Below are 19,802 nucleotides of genomic sequence, written 5' to 3'. Positions count from 1 at the left end.
GGGCGGGGTCAGGACCAGCGACCGGTCCTGCCCAGGATCAGGGACGCGGCCGCCGTGCCGGCGGTCGAGGTGCGCAGGACGCTCCGCCCGAGCCGGTACGCCTTCGCGCCCGCCTCCGCGAAGAGCGCCAGCTCGTCCGGCGAGACGCCCCCTTCGGGACCCACGACGAGCACGATCTCACCCGTGGCGGGCAGCGCGGCGGTGGCCAGGGGCTCGCTGCCGTAGTCGCGGTCCTCGTGCAGGACGGCGGCGAAGTCGGCGCGCGCGAGCACCTCCGCCACCTGCCGGGACGTCGACGCTTCGGCGATCTCGGGGAAGCGGACCCGACGGGACTGCTTGCCGGCCTCGCGGGCGGTGGCCCGCCACTTGGCGAGGGCCTTCGCGCCGCGCTCGCCCTTCCACTGGGTGATGCAACGCGCGGCCGCCCACGGCACGATCGCGTCGACGCCGGTCTCGGTCATCGTCTCGACGGCCAGCTCGCCCCGGTCGCCCTTCGGCAGCGCCTGGACGACGGTGATCCGGGGCGCCTCGGCGGGCTCCTCGACCACCTCCCCCAGGTTCACCACCAGCCGGTCCTTGCCCTCGGCGGCGACGACCTCGCCCCGCGCCCAGCGCCCGGCGCCGTCGGTGAGGACGACCTCCTCGCCGGTCCGCAGCCGCTTCACGGAGACGGCGTGCCGGCCCTCGGGACCGTCCAGCACGAACGCGGAGCGGGAGGAGGCGAGTTCGTCGACGACGAAGACGGGCGCCGTCACGAGGCACCGCCCTCGCGGGCCTGGAACTCCGACAACGCTGTCCGCGCCTCGGCGATTTCGGACACCAGGACCTCCACCAGTTGCCCGGCGGGCAGCTCGCGGGCCAGCCGGTGTCCCTGTCCCGCCCACAGCGCCATGCCCTGCGCGTCGCCCGCCTTGGCGGCCGCCTTGCGCAGCGGCGAGGTGAGGTGGTGGACCTCCGGGTAGGCGGCGGGCGCGTACGGGCCGTGCTCGCGCAGGAAGCGGTTGACCAGGCCGCGGGCCGGGCGGCCGGAGAAGGCGCGGGTCAGCTCGGTGCGTACGAAGAGGGGGTTGGTCAGCGCCTGCTTGTGCACGGCGTGCGCGCCGGACTCGGGCGTGACGAGGAACGCGGTCCCCAGCTGGGCCGCGTCGGCACCGGCCGCGAGGGCCGCGGCGATCTGGCTGCCGCGCATGAGCCCGCCCGCGGCGACGATCGGCAGGTTCACGGACTCGCGGACCTGGGCGATCAGCGCGAGCAGCCCGATGCCGGAGCGGTCGTTCTCCGGGTTGTCCTTGTGGGTGCCCTGGTGGCCGCCGGCCTCCACACCCTGCACGATCACCGCGTCCGCGCCGGCCCGCTCCACCGCGCGGGCCTCCGCGGCGGTGGTCGCCGTGACCAGGGTGAACGTTCCCGCGCGCCGCAGCGACTCCAGCACCTCGGTACTCGGGACGCCGAAGTGGAACGAGACCACCGCCACCGGGTTGTCCAGCAGCACCGCGAGCTTGGCGTCGTAGCCGTCGTCGCGGCCGCTCTCCGGGTCGCCCAGCTCGGTCTCGTACCAGGCGGCCTCACCGGCCAGCTGGTGGGCGTAGACCTCGACCGCGCCCGTCTCCGCATACTCGGGCTGCGGCATGAAGAGGTTCACGCCGAAGGGGCGGGCGGTGAGGCTCCGCAACTGCTTGATCTCCTGGTACACGCCGTCGGCCGTCTTGTACCCGGCGGCCAGGAACCCGAGCCCGCCGGCCTCGGACACGGCGGCCGCGAGCCGCGGGAGGGAGACACCGCCCGCCATGGGGGCCTGCACGATCGGATACGGGAAGAGATCGGTCAGTGCGGAGGACATGACGGCATGTTGTCACGTCCTCCGAACAAGTCCGAATCGACCCTTCCCATTGACACGTGCTGTCACGTGCCGGCAGATCCAGCCCGTCCGCCGATCGACGACGAGGCCCGTTCCGGGCCGATACGGGGTCTGGGGCGCAACCCCGGGGGACGGGGAAGGGAAGAGGCGGCGGGGGCGGGAAAGCCCCCCGCACACCCACCGTCACCGCCCGTTGAACGCGTCCTTCAGCCGGGAGAACAGCCCCTGCTGCCCGGGCTGGAACTGCCCGGTGGGCCGCTCCTCGCCACGCAGCTTGGCCAGCTCCCGCAGCACCCGCTCCTGCTCGGGGTCGAGCTTGCTCGGCGTCTGCACCTCGACATGCACGATGAGGTCACCACGCCCCCCGCCCCGCAGATGCGTGACGCCCCGGCCGTGCAGGGGGATCGACTGGCCGGACTGGGTACCGGGCCGGATGTCGACCTCCTCCAGCCCGTCCAGCGTCTCCAGCGGCACCTTGGTGCCGAGCGCCGCCGCCGTCATCGGCAGGGTCACCGTGCAGTGCAGGTCGTCGCCGCGCCGCTGGAACTGGGCGTGCGGCAGCTCGTGGATCTCCACGTACAGGTCGCCGGCGGGGCCGCCGCCGGGGCCGACCTCGCCCTCGCCCGCGAGCTGGATCCGGGTGCCGTTGTCGACACCGGCCGGGATCTTCACCGTCAGCGTGCGGCGCGAGCGCACGCGTCCGTCGCCCGCGCACTCCGGGCACGGGGTCGGCACGACGGTGCCGAAGCCCTGGCACTGCGGACACGGCCGCGAGGTCATGACCTGCCCGAGGAAGGACCGTGTCACCTGCGACACCTCGCCGCGGCCGCGGCACATGTCACACGTCTGGGCGCTGGTGCCGGGGGCCGCGCCCTCGCCACTGCACGTCGTGCAGACGATCGCCGTGTCGACCTGGAGGTCCTTGGTGGTGCCGAAGGCCGCCTCCTCGAGGTCGATCTCCAGCCGGATCATCGCGTCCTGGCCGCGCCGGGTGCGCGAGCGCGGACCGCGCTGCGACGCCGTGCCGAAGAACGCGTCCATGATGTCCGAGAAGTTCCCGAAGCCGCCCGCGCCGAAGCCGCCCGCGCCTTGGCCGCCCGACTGCGACAGCGGGTCGCCGCCGAGGTCGTAGACCTGCTTCTTCTGCGGATCCGACAACACCTCGTAGGCGGCGTTGATCTCCTTGAACCGCTCCTGGGTCTTCGGGTCCGGGTTGACGTCCGGGTGCAGCTCGCGCGCGAGCCGCCGGAAGGCCTTCTTGATCTCTTCCTGCGACGCATCGCGGCGCACGCCGAGAACGGCGTAGTAGTCCGTGGCCACCTACGACTCCGCCAGGATCTGTCCGACGTACCGTGCCACCGCTCGTACCGCTCCCATCGTTCCCGGGTAATCCATGCGGGTCGGTCCGACCACGCCCAGCTTGGCGACTGCCTCGCCGCCCGAACCGTAGCCGACCGACACCACCGAAGTGGAGTTGAGTCCCTCATAGGCGTTCTCGTGACCGATGCGTACGGTCATGCCCGAATCCCCCGCCTCGCCAAGGAGCTTGAGGAGCACGACCTGCTCCTCCAGTGCCTCCAGGACGGGTCGGATGGTGAGGGGAAAGTCATGTCCGAAGCGGGTGAGATTGGCGGTTCCGCCGATCATCAGCCGCTCCTCGTTCTCCTCGACGAGCGTCTCCAGCAGGGTGGAGAGCACCGTCGTGACCGTGCCGCGGTCCTCGGTCTCGAACGCGTCCGGCAGATCCTCCACCAGATGCGGCACGTCCGCGAACCGCCGGCCCGCGACCCGGCTGTTGAGCCGCGCGCGCAGATCCGCCAGCGAGGCCTCCCCGAAAGGTGCCGCGCAGTCCACCATCCGCTGCTCGACCCGCCCGGTGTCCGTGATCAGCACGAGCATCAGGCGTGCGGGCGCGAGCGAGAGAAGCTCCACGTGCCGCACGGTCGAGCGGGTCAGCGACGGGTACTGCACCACGGCGACCTGCCGGGTGAGCTGCGCGAGCAGCCGTACGGTCCGGGCCACCACGTCGTCGAGGTCGACGGCGCCGTCGAGGAAGTTCTGGATGGCCCGCCGCTCGGGACCGGTCATCGGCTTGACGCCGGCCAGCTTGTCGACGAAGAGCCGGTAGCCCTTGTCCGTGGGGATCCGCCCCGCACTGGTGTGCGGCTGGGCGATGTACCCCTCGTCCTCCAGGGCGGCCATGTCGTTGCGGACCGTCGCCGGGGACACGCCGAGGCTGTGCCGCTCGGTGAGCGCCTTCGACCCCACGGGTTCCTCGGTGCCGACGTAGTCCTGGACGATGGCGCGCAGGACCTGGAGCCTGCGTTCACTCAGCATCGCGCGCACACCTCCAGCAGTCGTCCCCAGTCCCCTGGGAGCCCCGTCTGGCACTCTTCACATCCGAGTGCCAGCGTTCCCCGGCCCAGTGTACGGCTGTGGGGTACACCCGGGGCAAGGTCGGTCCCCGGCGCAGCGTCGTAGGGCTAGCGTCGCGGTATGACGGTGACTTGGGAAGAGCTGGGGTGGGAGCGGGTCGCGGCCGGGGTGGGACGGGTACGGCTGCCGGGCTGGGACTGCACGGCGGGGCTGGTCGTCGGGGCGGGCGCGGTACTGATGATCGACGCGGGGTCGAGCCTGGCCGAGGGTGCGCGGCTGCGGACGTGGGCCGAGGAACTCACCGGCTCCCGTGTGACTCATCTCGCCCTCACCCACCCCCACTTCGACCATGTGTTCGGGGCCGCGGCGTTCGCGGGCGCGGAGGTCTTCGGGGCGGTGGGGGTCGACACCGTGCCGGCCGAGGAGCTGCGGGCGGACGCGGTGCGCAACGGTCTCGACGAGACGGCGGCGACCGGGGCCGCGGACACGCTCGTCCGGCCCCGGCACCTCGTCTCCGGCGAGTGGACCCTCGATCTGGGCGGCGGCCGGCAGGTCCTGCTGGCGAACGTCGGCCCCGGTCACACCGCCCATGACCTGGCGGTCCTGGTCCCCGGCAGCCCCGAGACGGTGTTCTGCGGCGACCTGGTCGAGGAGTCCGGCGCGCCCCAGGCCGGCCCCGACGCCGTGCCGTCCCACTGGCCCGCCGCCCTCGACCGCCTCCTCGAACTCGGCGGCGAGGACGCGCTGTACGTGCCCGGTCACGGGGCGGTGGTGGACGCGGCGTTCGTACGGGCGCAGCGCGACGCGCTGGCGGCCCGTTTCGGCGTGTCGCGCTGATCGTGTGTCTCTCGGCCCGGCGCTTCTCCTATCGTCATCCGAATGCGCCAGTACTCCGCCGACCTCACCCCTCCCTGGAAGCGGCCGAAACCGGTCCCCGAGGTCCCGGCGGAGGCCGGGCTGGTGGTGGAGGAGCCCGGCACCGGGTTCTGCGGGGCGGTGATCCGCTGCGAGGCGGGCACCGTGACCCTGGAGGACCGCTTCGGCAAGCACCGGGTGTTCCCGCTGGAGCCGCGCGGCTTCCTGCTGGAGGGCAAGGTCGTGACCCTCGTACGGCCTGCGTCCGGCGGTCCCGTACGTCCCGTCCGTACGGCCTCCGGTTCGGTCGCCGTCCCCGGGGCACGCGCGCGGGTGGCCCGCGCCGGCCGTATCTACGTCGAGGGCCGGCACGACGCCGAGCTGGTCGAGAAGGTGTGGGGCGACGATCTTCGCGTCGAGGGCGTGGTCGTGGAGTACCTGGAGGGCGTGGACGACCTGCCGGCGATCGTCGCCGGGTTCGCGCCGGGACCCGACGCGAAGCTGGGCGTCCTGGTGGACCACCTCGTCCCCGGCACGAAGGAGTGGCGCATCGCGCAGTCGGTCACGAGCGAGCACGCCCTGGTCGTCGGCCACCCGTACATCGACATCTGGGAGGCCGTGAAGCCGTCGGCCGTCGGCATCGAGGCCTGGCCCCGGGTGCCGCACGGCCAGGACTGGAAGACGGGCGTGTGCCGGGCCCTGGGCTGGCCGGAGAACACCGGGGCGGTCTGGCAGGCGATCCTCAAGCGGGTGGACACCTACAAGGACCTCGAACCGGAACTGCTGGGCCGGGTCGAGGAACTGATCGACTTCGTGACCGTGCCCTGAGTCCTGGGCCCTCAGCCCTGGGCCCTGAGCCCTGAGCCCTGGGCCCTGAGCCCTGAGCCCTGAGCCGTGGGTCTCCGGGGCCTGAGCCGTGGGTCTCCGGGGCCTGGGCTCGGGCGTTCGGGGCCTGGGCTCGGGCGTTCGGGGCCTGGGCTCGGCTCTCCGGGCTCGGGCCTCTCAGCTCAGGGCTTCCGGTTCGGGCTTCGGCTCCGGGCTCCCGGCCCCGGGCTCCCGGCTCCCGGCTCCCGGCTCCCGGCTCCCGGCTCCCGGCTCCCGGCTCCCGGCTCCCGGCTCCCGGCTCCCGGCTCCCGGCTCCGGGGTCAGTCGACCAGGTCCCGTACCACCGCGTCGGCCAGCAGTCGCCCGCGCAGGGTGAGCACGGCGCGCCCCTCGTCGTAGGGGCCGCTGTCGAGCAGTCCGTCCGCCAGGGCCCGCCGTGACGCCGCGAGCCCCTCCGGCCGCAGCAGGTCCAGCGGTACGCCCTCGCGCAGCCGCAGCTCCAGCAGGATCCGCTCCACCCGGCGGTCCTCGGCCGGCAGCAGCTCCCGCCCGGCCCCCGGCGACCGTCCGGCCGCCAGCGCCGCCGCGTACGCCCCGGGGTGCTTCACGTTCCACCAGCGGACGCCGCCCACGTGCGAGTGCGCTCCCGGGCCCGCGCCCCACCAGTCGGCGCCGCGCCAGTACAGCTCGTTGTGCAGGCAGCGGGCCGCCTCCGAGGTCGCCCAGTTGGACACCTCGTACCACTCGTAGCCCGCCGCGGCGAGCGTCTCCTCGGCGATCAGGTACCGGTCGGCGTGGACGTCGTCGTCGGTCATCGGGACCTCTCCCCGACGGATCCGGCGGGCGAGCTGGGTGCCCTCCTCGACGATCAGGGCGTACGCCGAGACATGGTCGGGGCCGGCGCCCAGAGCGGCGTCCAGCGAGGCCCGCCAGTCGTCGTCCGACTCGCCCGGGGTGCCGTAGATCAGGTCCAGGTTGACGTGGTCGAAGCCCGCGGCCCGGGCCTCCGCCACGCAGCGCTCGGGCCGGCCGGGGGTGTGCGTGCGGTCGAGCACCTTCAGCACGTGCTGCCTGGCGCTCTGCATCCCGAAGGAGATCCGGTTGAAGCCGCCCTCGCGGAGCGTGTCCAGATAGGCGGGGTCGACGGACTCCGGGTTCGCCTCGGTCGTCACCTCCGCGTCCGCCGCCAGCCCGAACTCGTCACGGATCGCGCCCAGCATCCGCACCAGGTCGGAGGCGGCCAGCAGGGTCGGCGTACCGCCGCCGACGAAGACCGTGCGGACCTCGCGCGGGTCGTCGCCGAGCACCTTGCGGGCCAGCCGGACCTCGTCGGTCAGGGTGTCGGCGTAGTTGTCGCGGGAGGCGAGCACTCCGCCGGTGCCGCGCAGCTCGGTGGCGGTGTACGTGTTGAAGTCGCAGTAGCCGCAGCGGGTCGCGCAGTACGGGACGTGCAGATAGAACCCGAGGGGGCGGTCGGCGGCGCCGGCGAGCGCGTGCGCGGGGAGCGCGCCGTCGTCGGGAACCGGCTCACCGTCGGGAAGTGCGGAAGGCATGCAGCCCATTGTCCCGTACGTCCACCCCACCCCGAATGCCCGGCCTCAGCCCAGCCCCCGGCGGACAGGCGGGAGCGGCGGCGGCTACTCCGCCTGAAGCACCAGCAGCGCCAGGTCGTCCTCCGGTGGCTGGTCGCCGAACTCGTGCACCAGCCGCCGGATCCGCTCCGCGATCAGCTCCGCGTCGAGTCCGGCGCAACCAGCCAGCGCCGAAGCGAGACCGTCCTCGTCGTCGAACTGCCGCAGGCCCGACCTCCGTTCCGTGACGCCGTCGGTGACGCACAGCAGGCTGTCGCCGGGCCGCAGCTCCAGACTGTCGCTGGTGTACGTGACGTCCTCGATGACCCCCAGCAGGGTCTGCGGTCGCCCGCCCGTGGCGACCGAACCGTCCGGGCCGAGCAGCAGCGGCAGCGGGTGCCCGGCGGAGGCGAGGGTGCAGCGGACCCCGCCCTCGAAGGGGGCCAGCTCGCCGTAGAGGAGCGACAGGAAGCGGGTCTGCGGGCCGTCGCCCGGCCCGGCGGGGCCGACGAAGGCGCGGGCGGCGGCGTCGGCGGCCTCGGTCGCGTCGTCGAGGAGGAGCTGGTTGAGCCGGTCCAGGACGTCGGCCACGCCATAGCCCTCGCGGGCCAGCAGCCGCAGCCAGGGCCGGGCCAGGCCGATGACGACGGCCGCCTCGGGCCCCTTGCCCTGCACATCGCCCACCGCGAAGCACCAGCGGCCGTCGCCCGCCGGGAACAGGTCGTAGAAGTCGCCGCTCGGGCCGCCCTGCTCGCGCGGCTCGTAGACGAGGGCGCTGCGCACCCCGGGGATCTCGGCGACCGCGCCGGGCAGCAGCCCCCGTTGCAGGACGGCGCTGATGGTGGCCTGGCGGGCGTACTGACGGGCCGCCCCGATGGCGAGCGCCACCCGGCGGCCGAGATCCTCGACGAGCCCGGTGACCTCGTCGGCGAAGGCCGGCAGCCCGGCCTGCCCGATGACCAGGGTGCCGAGCGGCCGGCCGCCGGCGATCAGCCGGTAGGCGAGGGCCGTGCCGTGCGGGCCGAGCGCCGCGCCTGGCCACGCGAAGGGCTCGGGCCCGGAGCGGGGGCCGCCGTCGGGCGGACACGGCGGATCCTTCTCCAGGGCCCGGCGCAGCTCCTCGACCCGGTTCTCGCAGCCGTGCCAGACCCGGGCCAGCCGTGGCCCGGGGCCGCCGGCCCACTCACCGCGCCCGCTCACCTCGTCCTCGAGCCACACCGCGCACCAGTCGGCGAGCCGCGGCACGAGCAGCTGGCCGGTCAGCGCGGCCACCAGGTCCTCGTCGAGCTGCCCGGCGAGCAGATCGGACGCCTCGGCGAGAAAGGAGAGGGCACCGCGGTTGAGCCACTCCCGGTCCCGCGACCCGACCGGCTGCGGGACCGGGGCCAGGGATTCGAGGAGACCCGGGCCGGCGTCGAGCGGGTGGTCCGGGTGGGCGGTCAGGCCGGCGTGACCGAAGCAACCCAGGTGCCCCGCGTGGCCGGGAACGTCGTGGTCGGGGACGGGATACGGCTGGTCGGCGCGGCCGGGCCGGTCGGCTTCGTGGGCCCCGGCGGCCGTCGGCAGCAGCCGGGCCCAGACCGTCTTCGTCCCCCTGCGGTACGTCACCCCCCAGGCTTCGGCGAGCGCGGCGACCAGGCGCAGGCCGCGGCCGTACTCCGGCATTCCGTACGACGGTTCGGCGGTGCCGTCGCGCGGGGCGCGGGAGGGGTGGTGGTCGGAGACCTCGACGACGACCGCGCGGCAGTCACCGGGATGCCCGGGGCGTTCGGGATCCTCCTCCAGCCGGCACGCCAGCTCGACGTCGGTGCCGGCGTGCACGACGGCGTTCGTGACCAGCTCGCTGACGACGAGTGTGGTGTCCTCGGCCAGGCGCTCTCCGGATCCCCCGGCCTCCCCGGATCCCCCGGATCCCCCGGATCCCCCCGCCTCCCCGGATCCCTCGGCCTCCCCGGCCTGCCCGGTATAACCGTTCCGACTGGTCTGGCCTGGCTGGCCTGGCTGGCCTGGCTGGCCTGGCCGGCCCGCCTCCCTCGCCCCCTTCGTGCCGAGCAGGCCGAGACCGGCCCACTCCGCCAGCGCGGCGCGTACCAGCTCGCGGGCGGCGCCGGGCGCGAGGGGACTGCCGTTCAGGGTCGCGCGGATGTGCGGGAGCGCGACCGAGTGCGTACTCGGGTGCGCGGGCGCGCCCTGGGCGCGGGACACGGTCTCCCGTTGCGTCGGAATGGCCCCCATGCGCAGCTCCCCGGGCGGTCGGATGCCCACAGCGTGACAGACCGGTCCCGGCCATGAGCGCTGGGTTACCGAAGTGGGCCGTCCTGAGCGAGAACCGTGCTGCGCGGCTGTCCGCATGTGCTCGATGAAGCACGCTTGAGGGGCGGAATCCGAGCATTCGGACTCCGCCCCGGCCGCGCGCCGACGCGCCGCGACTCCGCGCCGTCGCGCCCCCGCGCTCGGGTGCTACGCCTCGCGCGATCCGGCGTACATCTCGTCGATGAGGTGCTTGTACTCCCGTTCCACGACGGGCCGCTTCAGCTTCAGGCTGGGCGTGATCTCGCCGTGCTCGACGTCCAGGTCCCGGGGCAGCAGCCGGAACTTCTTGATGGTCTGCCAGCGCTGGAGACCCTCGTTGAGCTGCTTGACGTAGCCGTCGATGAGCTCCACGGTGACGGGCGAGGCGACGACGTCCGCGTACGACTTTCCGGCCAGCCCGTTGTCCTTCGCCCAGTCGAGGAGCGACGGCTCGTCGAGGGCGATGAGCGCCGTGCAGAAGTTCCGGTCGGCGCCGTGCACGAGGATGTTGGAGACGTACGGGCAGACCGCCTTGAACTGTCCCTCGACCTCGGCGGGCGCGATGTACTTGCCGCCGGACGTCTTGATGAGGTCCTTCTTGCGGTCGGTGATGCGCAGGTACCCGTCGGGCGACAGCTCGCCGATGTCGCCGGTGTGGAACCAGCCGTCGGCCTCCAGGACCTCGGCGGTCTTCTCCGGAAGCCCGTGGTAGCCCTCCATGATGCCGGGGCCGCGCAGCAGGATCTCGCCGTCGTCGGCGATCCGCACCTCCGTGCCGGGCAGCGGCTTGCCGACCGTGCCGGTGCGGTAGGCCTCACCGGGGTTGACGAAGGAGGCCGCGGAGGACTCCGTCAGGCCGTAGCCCTCGAGGATGTGGATGCCGGCGCCGGCGAAGAAGTAGCCGATCTCCGGGGCGAGCGCCGCCGACCCGGAGACGCACGCGCGCAGGTTGCCGCCGAAGGCCTCGCGGATCTTGGCGTAGACGAGCGCGTCGGCGACCTTGTGCTTGGCGCCGAGACCGAAGGGGACGGCGACGGTGCCGGTGCGCCGGAAGTTGTCCTGGGCGGCCTTGGCGTACTCGCGGGAGACCCCGGCGGCCCACTGGAAGATCTTGAACTTGGCCCCGCCGCCCGCACGGGCCTTGGCGGCGACCCCGTTGTAGACCTTCTCGAAGATGCGCGGCACGGCGGCCATGTACGTCGGCTGGACGATCGGCAGGTTCTCGATGATCTTGTCCACGCGGCCGTCGACGGCGGTGACGTGCCCGACCTCGATCTGGCCGGAGGTGAGGACCTTGCCGAAGACGTGCGCGAGCGGCAGCCACAGGTACTGCACGTCGTCGGGGCCGACCAGACCGGTCGCGGCGATCGCCTTGGCCATGTACGACCAGTTGTCGTGCGGCAGGCGCACACCCTTGGGCCGGCCGGTGGTGCCGGAGGTGTAGATCAGGGTGGCGAGCTGGTCCTTCGTGATCGCGCCGACCCGCTCCTTGATCAGCTCGGGTTCCTTCTCCAGCCGGGCGGCGCCGCGCTTCTCCAGCTCGTCGAGGGTGAGGATCCAGTCGGCGGTCTCCACACCGGCCGGGTCGATCACGACCACATGGGTGAGGGCGGGGAGCTCGGCGCGCTTCTCGACCGCCTTGGCGAGCTGGGCCGCGTCCTCGGCGATCAGCACCTTGGAGTCGGAGTCCGCGAGGATGAACGCGGACTCGTCGGCGTTGGTCTGCGGGTAGACGGTGGTCGTGGCGGCCCCGGCGCACATGATGCCGAGGTCGGCGAGGATCCACTCGAGCCGGGTCGAGGCGGCCAGCGCGACGCGCTCCTCGGCCCGCACGCCCAGCTCGATCAGGCCGGCCGAGATCGCGTGGACGCGTTCGGCGGTCTGCGCCCAGGTCAGCGACTTCCAGTCGTCGGGGCCCTCGCCGGACGCGGCCGGCACCGGGTACCGGTACGCCTCGGCGTCGGGCGTGGCCGCCACGCGCTCCAGGAAGAGGCCCGCGACGGACGGCGGACGGTTCTCGATCAGTGTCTGTGTGTCGCTCACGACATCCTCCGGGCCCGCGACGATGCGGCTGGCTCATTGCGGCGTCGTTCGACGCGGCGGTTGCTGACAGCGGCGGTTGTTGACGGCGGCTGTTGTTTAACTCACGAGTAACTACCGAGCAGGGATCAGAGTAGAGGGCGACTGGCCAGCACGTAAGGGGCTCCGGGCAGTCACTTTCTCCTGAATACAGCCACAGGGCCCGCCGCGCTGTCGCGCGACGGGCCCTGAAAACCTGCGTGGATCGTGGCTATTTCTTGCCCTTGCCCGATCCCGGGTTGTCGTCACTGCTCAGGACGGCGATGAAGGCCTCCTGCGGAACCTCCACGGAACCCACCATCTTCATCCGCTTCTTGCCTTCCTTCTGCTTCTCCAGCAGCTTCCGCTTACGGGAGATGTCACCGCCGTAGCACTTGGCGAGGACGTCCTTGCGGATGGCGCGGATGGTCTCGCGGGCGATGACCCGGGAGCCGATGGCCGCCTGGATGGGCACCTCGAAGGCCTGCCGCGGGATGAGCTCGCGCAGCTTGGCGACGAGCCGCACGCCGTACGCGTACGCCGCGTCCTTGTGCGTGACGGCCGAGAAGGCGTCCACCTTGTCGCCGTGCAGCAGGATGTCGACCTTGACCAGGCTGGAGGCCTGCTCGCCGGTGGGCTCGTAGTCCAGCGAGGCGTAGCCGCGCGTCTTGGACTTCAGCTGGTCGAAGAAGTCGAAGACGATCTCCGCGAGCGGGAGCGTGTAGCGGATCTCGACCCGGTCCTCGGAGAGGTAGTCCATGCCGAGCAGGGTGCCGCGCCGGGTCTGGCACAACTCCATGATCGAGCCGATGAACTCGGAGGGCGCGAGGATCGTGGCGCGTACGACGGGCTCGTACACGTCGTCGATCTTCCCCTCGGGGAACTCGCTCGGGTTGGTGACGGTGTGCTCGGAACCGTCCTCCATGACGACGCGGTAGACCACGTTGGGCGCGGTGGCGATGAGGTCGAGCCCGAACTCGCGCTCCAGCCGCTCGCGGATCACGTCGAGGTGCAGCAGGCCGAGGAAGCCGACGCGGAAACCGAAGCCGAGGGCGGCGGAGGTCTCCGGCTCGTACACCAGCGCGGCGTCGTTGAGCTGGAGCTTGTCGAGGGCGTCGCGCAGCTCGGGGTAGTCGGAGCCGTCCAGCGGATACAGGCCCGAGAAGACCATCGGCTTCGGGTCCTTGTAACCGCCGAGCGCCTCGGTGGCCCCCTTGTGCAGGGTGGTGATCGTGTCACCGACCTTGGACTGGCGGACGTCCTTCACACCGGTGATCAGATAGCCGACCTCACCGACACCGAGGCCGTCGGCCGACTTCATCTCGGGGGCCGAGACGCCGATCTCCAGCAGCTCGTGCGTCGCGCCGGTGGACATCATGCGGATCCGCTCACGCTTGTTGAGCTGACCGTCGATGACACGCACGTACGTCACGACACCGCGGTAGGAGTCGTACACCGAGTCGAAGATCATGGCGCGCGCGGGGGCGTCCTGGACGCCGACCGGTGCGGGCACATCGGCCACGACGCGGTCCAGCAGCGCCTCGACGCCCAGACCGGTCTTGGCGGAGACCTTGAGCACGTCCGCGGGGTCGCAGCCGATGAGGTTGGCGAGCTCCTCGGAGAACTTCTCGGGCTGGGCGGCCGGAAGGTCGATCTTGTTCAGTACGGGGATGATCTTGAGGTCGTTCTCCATCGCCAGGTAGAGGTTGGCGAGAGTCTGGGCCTCGATGCCCTGGGCGGCGTCGACCAGGAGGACGGTCCCCTCACAGGCGGCCAGCGACCGGGACACCTCGTACGTGAAGTCCACGTGCCCGGGGGTGTCGATCATGTTGAGGATGTGGGTCTTGCCCGGTTCCTCGGTCGGGGCCCAGGGCAGTCGGACCGCCTGGGACTTGATCGTGATGCCGCGCTCGCGCTCGATGTCCATGCGGTCGAGGTACTGAGCACGCATCTGGCGCTGATCGACCACTCCGGTCAGCTGGAGCATGCGGTCGGCGAGCGTGGACTTGCCGTGGTCGATGTGCGCGATGATGCAGAAATTGCGGATCAGAGCCGGGTCGGTACGGCTCGGCTCGGGCACATTGTTAGGGGTCGCGGGCACGCAGGGTCCTGTCTCTTGAGGCGCCTTGTGCCTCGGGTCGGATCGATACGTAGGCTCCATGGTCCCACGGGTGGCGACCGGGGACCGGTTTGGGCCACTCGGGGAGCCACTGGTAGTCTGGGCAGCTGTGTCTCTTGCCCTCTCAGCACGAGGCACGTCTCCTCGGAGAACTTCGCGGACAACACTTCCCGGGGAACTTCGAGGCATCTCGGAAACTCATCGGTACGGGACCCGTACGGGCTCGTGCCTGAACCTGAAAAGGCTCATTCGTGGCGAACATCAAGTCCCAGATCAAGCGGATCAAGACCAACGAGAAGGCTCGGCTGCGCAACAAGGCCGTCAAGTCCTCCCTGAAGACCGCGATCCGCAAGGCCCGCGAGGCTGCTGCCGCGGGTGACGTCGAGAAGGCCACCGAGTACCAGCGCGCTGCCGCGCGCCAGCTCGACAAGGCCGTCTCGAAGGGCGTCATCCACAAGAACCAGGCCGCCAACAAGAAGTCGGCGCTTGCTTCCAAGGTCGAGACCCTCAAGGGCTGATCCCTCAGATCTGATCGCCGGAAGGACCAGGGCGGGCCCTCTCTCATCCGCCCCCGACCGGCACCCTACGGATCGCGCACGGCCTGCGTTCGCCACGCGGGCGCGATCCAACAGCTTGAAGCTTGAACCGAAGGCCCCCGCGGCTCGCCCTTCCCCAGGGCGGGTGCGGGGGCCTTCGGTCTGCCCGGGGCACCCGCCGCATGGCAGGGGCCAGGACCACCAGAGGTGCCAGGCGCGACAGCGGTGACGGGAGTGGCAGGGGCGGCAGGGCGGCAGGGCGGCAGGCAGGACAGGGGTGGCGGGGCGGGACGGGGCGGCAGGCGTGACAGGGGTGGCGGGGCGGCCTGACGCGGGTGGCGGGGTGGCCTGACGGGGGTGGCAGGCGTGACAGAGGTGACGGGGGCGGCAGGCCAGACGGTGGCCGTCAGGACCAGAAGTCGTCGCTCGTGTCGATGTCCTCGACGCATTCGTCGAGATCGCTGATCTTGTCACCGACGATCCGGAAGACGATGCCCCCGTTGTCGTCCATGTGCTTGCCGTTGCGGTCGGCGGTGATCCGGTGCAGCGAGACCGCGTGCCCACGGCCGTCGACGAGTACCGTGCGCAGGTCGACGCGCAACGATCCGCCCGTCTCCGAGAACAGCCTGCCGTACATGTCCATGACCGCGTCCAGGCCCTTGAAGTCCCCGGACAGCATGTGGGAACCGGGCACGTGGTGCGTACAGTCGCCCGTCATCATCGCGCGCAGGGTGTCCATGTCTCCGCGGCTGAAGGCCTCGTACCCCTTGCGGACAAGTGCAGCGTGCGGGTGTTCAGCCATGTCGATCGCCACCTTTCCCATGCGCCGGCGATGTGCGGCTGTACCCGGATTCTCCTCCCCGGCAGGGGAACGGCCACTGGATCACCCCGGTGGCACCCGGGATGGACGGCTACCCGCGCCCCCCGGACCGCGCTGCCCGCACGACCGCCACGACGGCCTTCTCGAGGGCGTACTCGGGGTCGTCGCCGCCGCCCTTCACTCCCGCGTCCGCCTCGGCGACGGCCCGCAGCGCGGTGGCCACTCCGTCGGGCGTCCAGCCCCGCATCTGCTGGCGCACCCGGTCGATCTTCCAGGGCGGCATACCCAGCTCCCGCGCGAGATCGGCCGGCCGGCCACCCCGCGCCGAGGACAACTTGCCGATGGCCCGCACTCCCTGGGCCAGCGCACTGGTGATCAGCACCGGCGCGACCCCGGTGGCCAGCGACCAGCGCAGCGCCTCCAGCGCCTCGGCGGCCCGCCCCTCCACCGCCCGGTCGGCGACGGTGAAGCTCGAGGCCTCGGCCCGCCCCGTGTAGTACCGCCCGACGACGGCCTCGTCGATGGTCCCCTCGACATCGGCGACCAGCTGGGACACGGCCGAGGCCAGCTCCCGAAGATCGCTGCCGATGGCGTCGACGAGCGACTGGCACGCCTCGGGCGTGGCCGACCGACCGGTGGCCCGGAACTCCTGCCGCACGAAGGCCAGCCGGTCCGCCGGCTTCGTCATCTTCGGACAGGCCACCTCCCGCGCCCCCGCCTTGCGCGCGGCGTCCAGCAGCCCCTTGCCCTTGACCCCGCCGGCGTGCAGCAGCACCAGCGTGATCTCCTCGGCGGGCGACCCCAGATACGCCTTGACGTCCTTGACCGTGTCGGCGGACAGGTCATGCGCGTTGCGTACGACCACGACCTTGCGTTCCGCGAAGAGCGAGGGGCTGGTCAGCTCGGCGAGCGTGCCGGGCTGCACCTGGTCCGGGGTCAGGTCGCGCACGTCCGTGTCGGCGTCGGCGGCCCTGGCGGCGGCCACCACCTCCTGCACGGCACGGTCGAGCAGGAGGTCCTCCTGGCCCACGGCAAGCGTCACCGGGGCGAGAGGGTCGTCATTCGCAGTCTTCCTGGCCATCACCGAAAGCATCCCACGAGCCACTGACAACCCGACTCCCACCGACGAGCCGCCGACGGATCACGGTCACGGCTCCTCCCGCCAGCCCTCCCACTCCCCCGCGAACTCGTCGAGCGCCGCCGCGTCGAGGCGTTCCTCCGCGTCCCGCAGCAGGACGAGCCACTGCGCGTCGTCGGCGTCGTCCTCCCCCGCCAACGCGTCCCGGACGACCCTCGGCTCCTCGCGCACCCCGAACCGGTCCCCGAGCGCCTGGGCCACCTCCTCCGCGGCATCGCGATCGGGCAGCACCAGCACATGTCTCACATCACTCACCGCACCATTTTCCGACACGCTCAGGAGACACTGCCCAGGCGGTACCCAGACAGTGTCCAGGCAGTGCCTCGACCAGGCAGTGCCTCGACCGGTCGTCCCGGAGAGTGCTCCAACCGGTCACCCCGGACGGTCACCGACGGACCCCGGCCTTCGGCCGGGAGACTCACCGCCCTCAGTCACGCGCCACCCGCAGTTCCCCGTCCGTACCGCTGGCGACCGCCAGCGACCCATCCTTGTCCGTCCGCAGCACCGCCGCCCCTCCCGCGCGCAGCGCCGCGACCGTGCTGGGCGCCGGATGCCCGTACGGGTTGTCCGCGCCGCACGAGATCAACGCCAGCCGTGGCGCCACGGCGCGTATGAGGGCGGGGTCCTGGTGGGCCGAGCCGTGATGGGCCACCTTGAGCACGTCCACCCCACGCACCATCGGTGCCGCCGACGATCGCAACAACGCCTGCTGGGAAGGGGGTTCGAGGTCGCCGAGCAGCAGCATCCGCAGCCCCGCCGCCCGCACGAGCAACGTCACGCTCGCGTCGTTCGGCCCCTCCGGGCCCGGCGCCGGGTGCGGTGGCGGCCAGAGCACCTCCCAGTCGAGAGCACCGACCCGCCGCCGCTCCCCGGCCGCGGCCCGCACCACCGGCACCTCCCTCGCCTCCGCCTCCCTCCGCACGAACTCCACCTGGTCCACGGGCTCCTCGAACCCCGTCGTCTCGATCGCCCCCACCTCCCGGCCCCGCAGCACCCCCGGCAGCCCGGCCACGTGATCCGCGTGGAAGTGGGTCAGCACGACGAGCGGCACCCGGGTGATCCCGAGCTTGCGCAGACACCGGTCGACCAGTGCCGGATCCGGCCCGGCGTCCACCACCACGCCGGCGCCCCCGCCCGCCGCCAGGACGGTGGCGTCACCCTGTCCCACGTCGCACATCGCGAGCCGCCAGCCCGGTGGTGGCCAGCCCGTGAGCACCCGGGTCAGCGGCGGCGGCTGCACCACCACGAGCAGCAGCAACGCCCCGCAGACCGCGCACAGCCACGGGTACCGCGACAGCCGCCGCCCGAGCAGCACCACCACGCCCGTGACCAGGGCGAGCAGAAACGCCCCGCCCCAGCTCCCCGGCCAGTCCACTCCCCCGCCGGGCAGCGCCGCCCCGGTCCGCGCCACACCCGCGATCCACCCGGCCGGCCAACTCGCGCACCACGCCAGCGCCTCGGCCACCGGCATCGTCACGGGAGCCGTCGCCAGCACCGCGAAGCCCAGTACCGTCGCCGGCGCGACCGCGAACTCCACCAGGAGATTGCAGGGCACCGCCACCAGACTCACCCGCGCCGACAGCACCACCACGACCGGCGCGCACAGCGCCTGCGCGGCTCCCGCGGCCGCCAACGCCTCGGCGAGCCGCGGGGGCACCCGGCGCCGTCGCAGCGCGGCACTCCAGCGTGGCGCCAGCGTCAACAGGGCCCCGGTGGCCAGGACGGACAGCAGGAACCCGTAACTCCGGGCCAGCCACGGGTCGTACAGCACCAGCAGCAACACCGCCGTCGCCAGCGCGGGGATCAGGGACCGGCGGCGGCCGGTCGCCAGCGCGAGCAGCACGATCGCTCCGCAGGCCGCGGCGCGCAGGACGCTCGGGTCGGGCCGGCACACCACCACGAAGCCGAGGGTGAGCACTCCGCCGAGCAGCGCGGTCGCCCGGAGCGGGACGCCGAGACGAGGTGCCAGACCGCGCCGCTCGGCGTGCTGGGCCAGCCCGGGCGGTCCGAGGAGCAGCGCGAGGATGATCGTGAGGTTGCTGCCGGAAACGGCGAGGGTGTGGGCCAGGTCCGTCGCCTTGAACGCCTCGTCCAGTTCGGGCGTGATCCGCGAGGTGTCCCCGACGACCAGCCCCGGCAGCAGTGCCCTCGCGTCCGGCGCAAGCCCGTCGGTGGCCGCCCGCAGCCCCGCCCGCAGCCGCCCCGCCAACCGCTGCGCGCCCGAGGGCTCCCGCACGACCGACGGCACCGCCCGGCCCCGCACCCGCAGCACGGCCGCGAACCGGTCCCCGCCCGCCAGCGGGGGCGCCAGCCGCCCGATGACCCGCACCCGTGTGGACGGCAACAGCCCCAGCCACGAAGCCCCGGGACCCGCCCCGGACCACATTCCGGACCGCGTCCCTGATCCCCGCGCACCGCCGGCCCCAGCCCGGCCGGCAGCCTCCTCGGGAACCCCGCCGTACGCCTGCCGACCAGGCTCATGAAGGCCTGACTCCGCACCGCCGGGAGCCAGACGATCACCCACCGGACCGACGGGCACCCGGCCACCGGGAGCCAGCCCACCGGAAGCCAGGCGGCCGGGCATCAGACCACCGGAAGCCAGGCGGCCGGGCGTCAGACCACCGGAAGCCAGGCGGCCGGGCATCAGACCGCCGGGCGTCAGACCGCCGGGCGTCAGACCGCCGGGCATCGAACGGCGGCCCGGCGTCTCGCGGCTCCCGAGGTTCGCCCGTGCCCCACCCGGGCCCCAGCGAGAGCCGACGTCCACCACCACCAGCACCGGGGCCCGCGTCGCCACGGCCCTCCGGGTCACCCCCTCGACGCTGCGCACCTCGGCGTTGATCAGGACGGAGTCCGGGGTCACGTGGTCACCTCTGACCCGGGGCCGGGTGAGTCGTGGGTCGGAGGTGATCTCGATCTCGGCAGTGACGGTCGCGTACTCCCGCGCCAACTCCGGCACCGGTCCCCGGCACAGATCGGCCCCGTGCAGCCCGGCCGACGCCGCAGCCGCGCCCACGCAGAGCAACGAGGCGGCGACGGTGGCCCGAGGCCACCTGCGCCCACCGGCGACAGACCCCGCAACGGGATCTGCAACGACCCCCGCGACGGGACTCTCACCACGCCCCGCCGAACGCCGGCTCACGATCAGAAGGGCACCGGCGGCCAGGAGGCAGACGGCCACGACGCCCCCCACCACCCCCGCAGACGCGTCCAACGTGAGCGCCGCCGTCGCCCAGGCCGCCAGCGCGGGTGGTACGAGCCGCAGATCCACCGGCCCTTCCTGACGCGGGTGGGCGTCGCCCAGCCGCTTCCCGGAGGCCGCGTGCACGGCTCGGCGGGCAGCCGAGGTTTCCG

At 72.6% G+C, this 19,802-nt stretch carries 15 protein-coding genes; 3 read left to right on the top strand and 12 right to left on the bottom strand.

Features of this window, described 5'->3' with window-relative positions; translation table 11 throughout:
* Nucleotides 1-8: 8 nt before the first annotated feature.
* The 4 genes from QQM72_RS15645 to hrcA form a co-directional block, all read right to left on the bottom strand.
* Nucleotides 9-755 (bottom strand): 16S rRNA (uracil(1498)-N(3))-methyltransferase, encoded by a 747-nt coding sequence (locus tag QQM72_RS15645; RefSeq protein WP_314221478.1) that lies wholly within the window; start codon nucleotides 753-755, stop codon nucleotides 9-11.
* Nucleotides 752-1,840, bottom strand: coding sequence for a nitronate monooxygenase (locus tag QQM72_RS15640; protein WP_314221477.1), 1,089 nt, complete (start codon nucleotides 1,838-1,840; stop codon nucleotides 752-754). Before QQM72_RS15640 ends, QQM72_RS15645 begins: the two co-directional genes overlap by 4 nt.
* Before the next feature lie 201 nt (nucleotides 1,841-2,041).
* The gene (dnaJ, locus tag QQM72_RS15635) at nucleotides 2,042-3,178 is read right to left on the bottom strand and encodes a molecular chaperone DnaJ (RefSeq protein WP_314221476.1); all 1,137 of its coding nucleotides are present in this window, start codon (nucleotides 3,176-3,178) and stop codon (nucleotides 2,042-2,044) included.
* Nucleotides 3,179-4,195, bottom strand: a complete 1,017-nt coding sequence (gene hrcA, locus QQM72_RS15630) for a heat-inducible transcriptional repressor HrcA (protein ID WP_314221475.1) — start codon at nucleotides 4,193-4,195, stop codon at nucleotides 3,179-3,181.
* Nucleotides 4,196-4,354: 159 nt separating this feature from the next.
* Between hrcA and QQM72_RS15625 the strand changes: the two genes are divergently transcribed.
* On the top strand, nucleotides 4,355-5,071 hold the full coding sequence (locus tag QQM72_RS15625; protein WP_314221474.1) for an MBL fold metallo-hydrolase: 717 nt from the start codon (nucleotides 4,355-4,357) through the stop codon (nucleotides 5,069-5,071).
* A 42-nt stretch (nucleotides 5,072-5,113) separates the two neighbouring features.
* Nucleotides 5,114-5,917 carry a DUF3097 domain-containing protein gene (locus QQM72_RS15620; protein ID WP_314221473.1) on the top strand — a complete coding sequence of 268 codons (804 nt, stop codon included), beginning with the start codon at nucleotides 5,114-5,116 and terminating at the stop codon, nucleotides 5,915-5,917.
* Between the two features lie 317 nt (nucleotides 5,918-6,234).
* Here QQM72_RS15620 and hemW read toward each other — a convergent pair whose 3' ends face one another.
* From hemW to lepA, 4 genes are all read right to left on the bottom strand, one after another.
* The gene (hemW, locus tag QQM72_RS15615; RefSeq protein WP_314221472.1) at nucleotides 6,235-7,467 is read right to left on the bottom strand and encodes a radical SAM family heme chaperone HemW; all 1,233 of its coding nucleotides are present in this window, start codon (nucleotides 7,465-7,467) and stop codon (nucleotides 6,235-6,237) included.
* Between the two features lie 84 nt (nucleotides 7,468-7,551).
* Entirely contained in the window at nucleotides 7,552-9,720 is a 2,169-nt protein-coding gene (locus QQM72_RS15610; protein WP_314221471.1) for a SpoIIE family protein phosphatase, read from the bottom strand.
* 225 nt (nucleotides 9,721-9,945) lie between these two features.
* The gene (locus QQM72_RS15605; protein ID WP_314221470.1) at nucleotides 9,946-11,820 is read right to left on the bottom strand and encodes an AMP-dependent synthetase/ligase; all 1,875 of its coding nucleotides are present in this window, start codon (nucleotides 11,818-11,820) and stop codon (nucleotides 9,946-9,948) included.
* Nucleotides 11,821-12,067: 247 nt separating this feature from the next.
* Nucleotides 12,068-13,936: a translation elongation factor 4 gene (lepA, locus tag QQM72_RS15600; protein WP_314221469.1), complete on the bottom strand. Its 1,869-nt coding sequence runs from the start codon at nucleotides 13,934-13,936 to the stop codon at nucleotides 12,068-12,070.
* A 269-nt stretch (nucleotides 13,937-14,205) separates the two neighbouring features.
* On the opposite strand from lepA, the gene rpsT reads away from it, so the two are divergent.
* Entirely contained in the window at nucleotides 14,206-14,472 is a 267-nt protein-coding gene (rpsT, locus tag QQM72_RS15595; protein WP_020127768.1) for a 30S ribosomal protein S20, read from the top strand.
* A gap of 424 nt (nucleotides 14,473-14,896) precedes the next feature.
* Here rpsT and QQM72_RS15590 read toward each other — a convergent pair whose 3' ends face one another.
* From QQM72_RS15590 to QQM72_RS15575, 4 genes are all read right to left on the bottom strand, one after another.
* The gene (locus tag QQM72_RS15590) at nucleotides 14,897-15,292 is read right to left on the bottom strand and encodes a nuclear transport factor 2 family protein (RefSeq protein ID WP_314221468.1); all 396 of its coding nucleotides are present in this window, start codon (nucleotides 15,290-15,292) and stop codon (nucleotides 14,897-14,899) included.
* A gap of 109 nt (nucleotides 15,293-15,401) precedes the next feature.
* The gene (holA, locus tag QQM72_RS15585) at nucleotides 15,402-16,391 is read right to left on the bottom strand and encodes a DNA polymerase III subunit delta (RefSeq protein ID WP_314221467.1); all 990 of its coding nucleotides are present in this window, start codon (nucleotides 16,389-16,391) and stop codon (nucleotides 15,402-15,404) included.
* A 66-nt stretch (nucleotides 16,392-16,457) separates the two neighbouring features.
* Nucleotides 16,458-16,703: a hypothetical protein gene (locus tag QQM72_RS15580; protein WP_314221466.1), complete on the bottom strand. Its 246-nt coding sequence runs from the start codon at nucleotides 16,701-16,703 to the stop codon at nucleotides 16,458-16,460.
* 172 nt (nucleotides 16,704-16,875) lie between these two features.
* Nucleotides 16,876-19,776, bottom strand: a complete 2,901-nt coding sequence (locus QQM72_RS15575; protein ID WP_314221644.1) for a ComEC/Rec2 family competence protein — start codon at nucleotides 19,774-19,776, stop codon at nucleotides 16,876-16,878.
* Nucleotides 19,777-19,802 lie beyond the last annotated feature (26 nt).

The organism is Streptomyces zaehneri, from assembly GCF_032248645.1.
GTDB lineage: Bacteria > Actinomycetota > Actinomycetes > Streptomycetales > Streptomycetaceae > Streptomyces > Streptomyces coriariae.
The sequence above is the reverse complement of the archived record's forward strand: the minus strand, read 5'-3'. Positions and strand labels throughout refer to the sequence as shown.